A 4738-nucleotide genomic window follows, 5' to 3' on the forward strand; every position below is an offset into this window, starting at 1 on the left:
GATCAGGGCGGCGCTGCATCTGCGTGACCCGAACACACCCATCCACTTGCTCGATGCCCGCTCCCGTGACGACGCGCGCGGTGCGCTGCTCTCGCTTCTGGACATGCTCATCACCAACGCCGGGGTTGCGGCGACCGTCACCTCATCCGCGGCGCCGCTCGTCCGGACCGAAGACCCCGTTGCTTGACGTCCAAGGTGCCCGAGCATGGCGGCGCCACCGCGGTCTCGTGCGACTACGGCCCGCTGGGCCGTTAGCCTGTCGATATGTCAGAGCGTGTCATGCCCGGTCGTACGGACGGCCTGATCACCCTGAGTGCCGCGGACGCTCTGTGGGCCGAGCTGACGGCTGACAGCGCTGTACCGACGGCCTTTGGGGCGTTCACCTGCTCTCCTGCTCATGCCCGGGCGGGGCACGTCCTGCTCGGCGGCCATGTGGTGGCAACGGTGAGGGCGAACGGCGGTCAGTGGAGCGTGCACGAGGTCGAGGTGCGCCGGGCAGCCGCGGAACTGAATGCGGTGGGGATGGACCGCCACGACCTGATCCGCATCGGTCCGTTCCGTGGGACGCGGGGGCAGGAGTACAACGAGGAGACGCCCCTGCGTTGGCGCCGGCGCATCGCGGAGGAACTGCAGGAGCTGGGCGGCCCCGAGCGGGCAGCACGACGTGAAGCCGGCCGGTCGAACCATCTGGCGGGGATCGACTGGCGACAGATGCTCGTGGAGCGGCACCGCGACCAGACACAGCGCACGTGGTGGCTGCCGCGCGCTGTGGTCAGGCTGCTGGATGCGGCCGAGCACAACGAAACGCAGTGGCTGCAAGCCGCACGGGCCCGCCAGGCAACCGCAGCCGTCGGACCGCCCGCACGCCCCCATCAGGCCCAAGGCGCCGATGGCCGGCAGGTGACGAGCCCCCAGGGCCCCGTCACCTCACTGCGCCCGTACAACAGAGAGCTGGAAGGTCAGCTGTACTCGGTGCTCAGCAAGAAGCCCGATGCCGCCCGCAGGGTGGCTGGTTGGGCGTGCGCCGTCTGCCGCACCGCGCCCGCCGACGTCCTCGACCACTGCCACGAACACGGCTACGTCCGCGCCCCGTTAACCGAACTAACTCGTGAGTTCTTGCAAGTCAGAGGGCCTTTCCGCTAGCTTCTCGGGATGCTTCAAGGTGATGTCCCCGACCGGGACTTGACGGCCTTTGCCCTGCCCGAGTTAGGCAGGCTGCACGAGACCGGCGATCAGTGGGCGCCGTACCAGTTGCTCGACCAGGATGGCGTTGTTGTCGACCCCGTCCGCGTCTTCTTCGCCGAACTGCAGGCAGAGGACAAACCTGCCTCCACGGTCCGCTCATATGGCATGGACCTGCTGCGCTGGTGGCGGTTCCTGTGGGCTCTCGACATCGAGTGGAACCGAGCAACGCGTATGGATGCACGGGATTTCATTCGGTGGATGCAGATCGCGAACAAGCCCCAGCGCCTGCACTGGCGACACCGGAAGGCGGGCCACTCCGAGGAAACGACGCCGAAGCCGCGGACGACCCGAAAGAAAATCCCCCGGTACGCCGAACGCCATCACGGGCAAGGTCTCACCTGGCCCGCAGTACGCCGCGAGGACGCGCGCGCACTGCGAAACCGTGCTCCGCACGTTCTACGACTTCCACCGGGACGAGGGCACCGGGCCGATCATCAACCCGTTTCCGCTCGACCGCTCGCGTCGCAGCGGCCGCGCGAACGCCCACCACACGCCTGACCGGCCCTTTGCCCAAGAGCGGACAGGCCGCTACCGGCCGACCATCTCGAAACGTGCGCCCCGGCGCATCCCGGACGAGATGTTCAACGCGTTGTTCGCCGCCCTCCGGCACAACCGAGATCGCGCTCTACTGGCCTTCTGGGTTTCCAACGGGGCCCGCGCAGAAGAACTGCTCACCAGTCGGCAGCGCGATGCCCTCCCCGGACAGCAGTTGGTCGGCGTGATCCGAAAGGGATCCCGCGCCTACCAGCAGCTTCCTTGCTCAACCGACGCCTTCGTCTGGCTGCGCCTCTACCAAGGGGAAACACGGCGAGACGGCATCCCGCGGGGCAAGAACCTGCCGTTGTGGTGGACCCTGAGGCGGCCCTGGCGACCGCTGAACTACGACGCGGCGCGCGCGATGTTCAACCGGGCCAACGATCTCCTCGGGGCAAACTGGACGCTCCACGACCTACGCCACACCGCGTCCTACCGGCTCGCCCACGACCCCAACATGCCCCTGACCGACGTCCAATGGGTCCTCGGTCACGCGCATCTGACGTCCACACAGCTCTACCTTCCGGCCAGCCAAGACGAAGTGATCGAACGCGTCCGCGCCCATCATGCACGCCGGGCAGAGCAGCGTGACCGACCGCCCGCGCCACCGGCCCCCGGCTACAGCCCCGACTCACTGAAGACTCTCTTCGGGAACTCATGGTGATGAGCACAGAGACATTGCGCGCGCCGGCCGCCATCCGAGATGCACAGCCACTCGCCGGCGAGGCCCTCCGGGCCGCCAAGAAGCGTTTCCCGCCGCGGCCCTACGAGGACGCCTGGCCTGCCACCAGCCAGTCCTACGAAGAGGTCGTGGCCCGGCTGAACCGGCCTCCGTTACGGGCCGCGAGCGAGTCCACTCACTTCTACCGGCGCCGGGGCGCAACGCTGATTCTCCGATGGCTCCTGGACCAGCCGGGCGCCACCTGGCAACAACGATGGAACGCGACTTCCGCCGCAACCTCGACCGGGGCACAGTGGAACAAGCTCAACGCCAGCTGGGTCGGCTACGACGCGGCGAATGCGAACGGCATCCTGAACACGGGCCTGTTCGCCCTGGTCTGCGCCGATGTGCTCCGGCCATCGCTCCACTGGCAGCTCACCCGGACCTCGACCAATCTGCGTGCCATCATCTGCCAGTACCGTGACCCTGAGGGATTTGCCCGCCTTCAGGAGTTGGTGGGCCCAGAAGCGTGGTCCTCTCACCTCGGCATCCTCGCCAAGAACGTGCTGGTCAAACTGGTCATCGCCAAGGGTGGGGGTCTGGCCGACATCAATGTCGGAGACGCCATTGAGTACATGGAGGCGCATCGAGCTCAGCGGGCCACGTCGGGCGGTCAGAGCCTGTTCTACTTCTGGCTGAGGGACCTGGGTCACCTGCCGCCCGACGCGCCTGTGTCACTGAGGCTCCTGCACCGCACGTCCGGTCAGGTCTCGGTCGAGCAGCTCGTCGACCGCTACCGGCCCCAGTCCAAGCCCATCCGGGACCTGCTGGTCGAGTACCTCAAGGAACGCCAGCCCACCATGGACTACACGTCCTTGGAGGACGCGTCCCGGACGCTTGTGAGGAACTTCTGGCTGCAGATTGAGCGCATCCAGCCCGGCATCGACACACTCCGGCTGCCGCCTGAAGTCGTGAGCGCATGGAAGCAGGTCAGCCGGACGAAGGTCACACGCCGCCGGCTGCCGGATGGCACAGTCCATGAGGCGGTGACGGAGCGGGCCAACTACGGCAACCTCATGATCGGAGTTCGAGCCCTCCACCTCGACCTGGCCCACTGGGCCGTCGAGGAACCAGAACGCTGGGGCCCGTGGGTTGCTCCCTGCCCGGTCAGCGCCGCCGACGCCAGTACCTCCAAGCACGAGAAACGCCGCAAGGCCAAGATGGACCAGCGCACCCGCGAACGACTGCCCGCGCTGTCCACCGTCGTCCGCGCCGCTAAGGCGAACTGGACAGAGGCCCGTGAGGGGATGGACGCCCTGCAGGCCGCCCCACTCGGCGGCCAGTTCACGGTCAGAGGCAGAACCTACACGCGCCAGAAGAAGGACTCGTCGACTCCGTTCCGGGCCTACGACGAGTCCGGCCGACGCATCCATCTGGGACTGCTCGAGGAACGGGCCTTCTGGGCCTGGGCCACGATCGAATTCCTGCAGCACACCGGCGTCCGGATCGAGGAGATGCTGGAGGCCAGCCATCACGCCTTGATCCAGTACAAGCTGCCCACCAGCGGTGACATAGTGCCTCTGCTCCAAGTCGCTCCCTCGAAAACAGACGAAGAACGGCTTCTCCTCGTCAGCCCGGAATTGGCCGACGTCCTCAGCACGATCATCGCCCGCGTCCGTGACCCTCGAACAGGCGCGATCCCGATGCTGCCCAACTACGACGTCGCGGAGAAGATCTGGAACCCGCCGATGCCGCTGCTGTTCCAATGGACATACGGAGGCCAGCGCACACCGGTGTCCCGCCAACTGATCCGCAACGGTCTCAATGAGGTCCTGGAACGAACAGGGCTCACCGACTCCGCGGGCCAGCCCCTCGACTTCGCTCCGCACGACTTCCGCAGGATCTTCATCACCGACGCAATCCGCAGCGGCCTGCCGCCCCACATCGCGCAGGTCCTCGCAGGTCACTCCGACATCAACACCACGATGGGCTACAACAACCCTCGGGAATTGCATCAGACGGGCGAGAAGTCGCAGGTCGCAAGCTCAGGGCGACGGACTGACGAACTCCAACGCTACTACGAACGAACCGTCTGAGCAGGCATGTTGCCAGATAGATCCCGTCTGATGCATGATCTGCCCTCCAGAAGGGATGGTCTGGAGTGGTGCATCAGCAGAAGGTGGCCCTGGCCGGGGCTGCTCAGATGGAGCTCGTGTCCGGCGTGGTCCAACTGCGTCCGGAGGACGCGATGTTCGACGCAATGCTGCGGGGCTGGAGGGCTCAGCAGAAGTCGCGAGG

At 66.6% G+C, this 4738-nt stretch carries 4 protein-coding genes and 1 pseudogene; all 5 read left to right on the forward strand.

The window, feature by feature from the left end:
- Positions 1-187, forward strand: a pseudogene (locus tag ACWDZ7_RS42545) (hypothetical protein); the annotation flags it as partial.
- 77 nt (positions 188-264) lie between these two features.
- Positions 265-1143 carry a hypothetical protein gene (locus ACWDZ7_RS42550; protein WP_451804296.1) on the forward strand — a complete coding sequence of 293 codons (879 nt, stop codon included), beginning with the start codon at positions 265-267 and terminating at the stop codon, positions 1141-1143.
- A 207-nt stretch (positions 1144-1350) separates the two neighbouring features.
- Positions 1351-1743, forward strand: coding sequence for a hypothetical protein (locus ACWDZ7_RS42555; protein ID WP_451804302.1), 393 nt, complete (start codon positions 1351-1353; stop codon positions 1741-1743).
- The gene (locus tag ACWDZ7_RS42560; protein ID WP_451804298.1) at positions 1628-2443 is read left to right on the forward strand and encodes a tyrosine-type recombinase/integrase; all 816 of its coding nucleotides are present in this window, start codon (positions 1628-1630) and stop codon (positions 2441-2443) included. Before ACWDZ7_RS42555 ends, ACWDZ7_RS42560 begins: the two co-directional genes overlap by 116 nt.
- Positions 2437-4536: a tyrosine-type recombinase/integrase gene (locus ACWDZ7_RS42565; protein ID WP_451804300.1), complete on the forward strand. Its 2100-nt coding sequence runs from the start codon at positions 2437-2439 to the stop codon at positions 4534-4536. The genes ACWDZ7_RS42560 and ACWDZ7_RS42565 overlap by 7 nt, the downstream gene beginning before the upstream one ends.
- Positions 4537-4738 lie beyond the last annotated feature (202 nt).

The sequence above is a fragment of the Streptomyces sp. NPDC003032 genome (assembly GCF_053591415.1).

What these genes read in the sequence shown, in the direction of transcription:
- ACWDZ7_RS42550 (WP_451804296.1), top strand. Translation starts at nt 265, where the DNA reads ATGTCAGAGCGTGTCATGCCCGGTCGTACGGACGGCCTGATCACCCTG.
- ACWDZ7_RS42555 (WP_451804302.1), top strand. Translation starts at nt 1,351, where the DNA reads ATGGACCTGCTGCGCTGGTGGCGGTTCCTGTGGGCTCTCGACATCGAG.
- ACWDZ7_RS42565 (WP_451804300.1), top strand. Translation starts at nt 2,437, where the DNA reads ATGGTGATGAGCACAGAGACATTGCGCGCGCCGGCCGCCATCCGAGAT.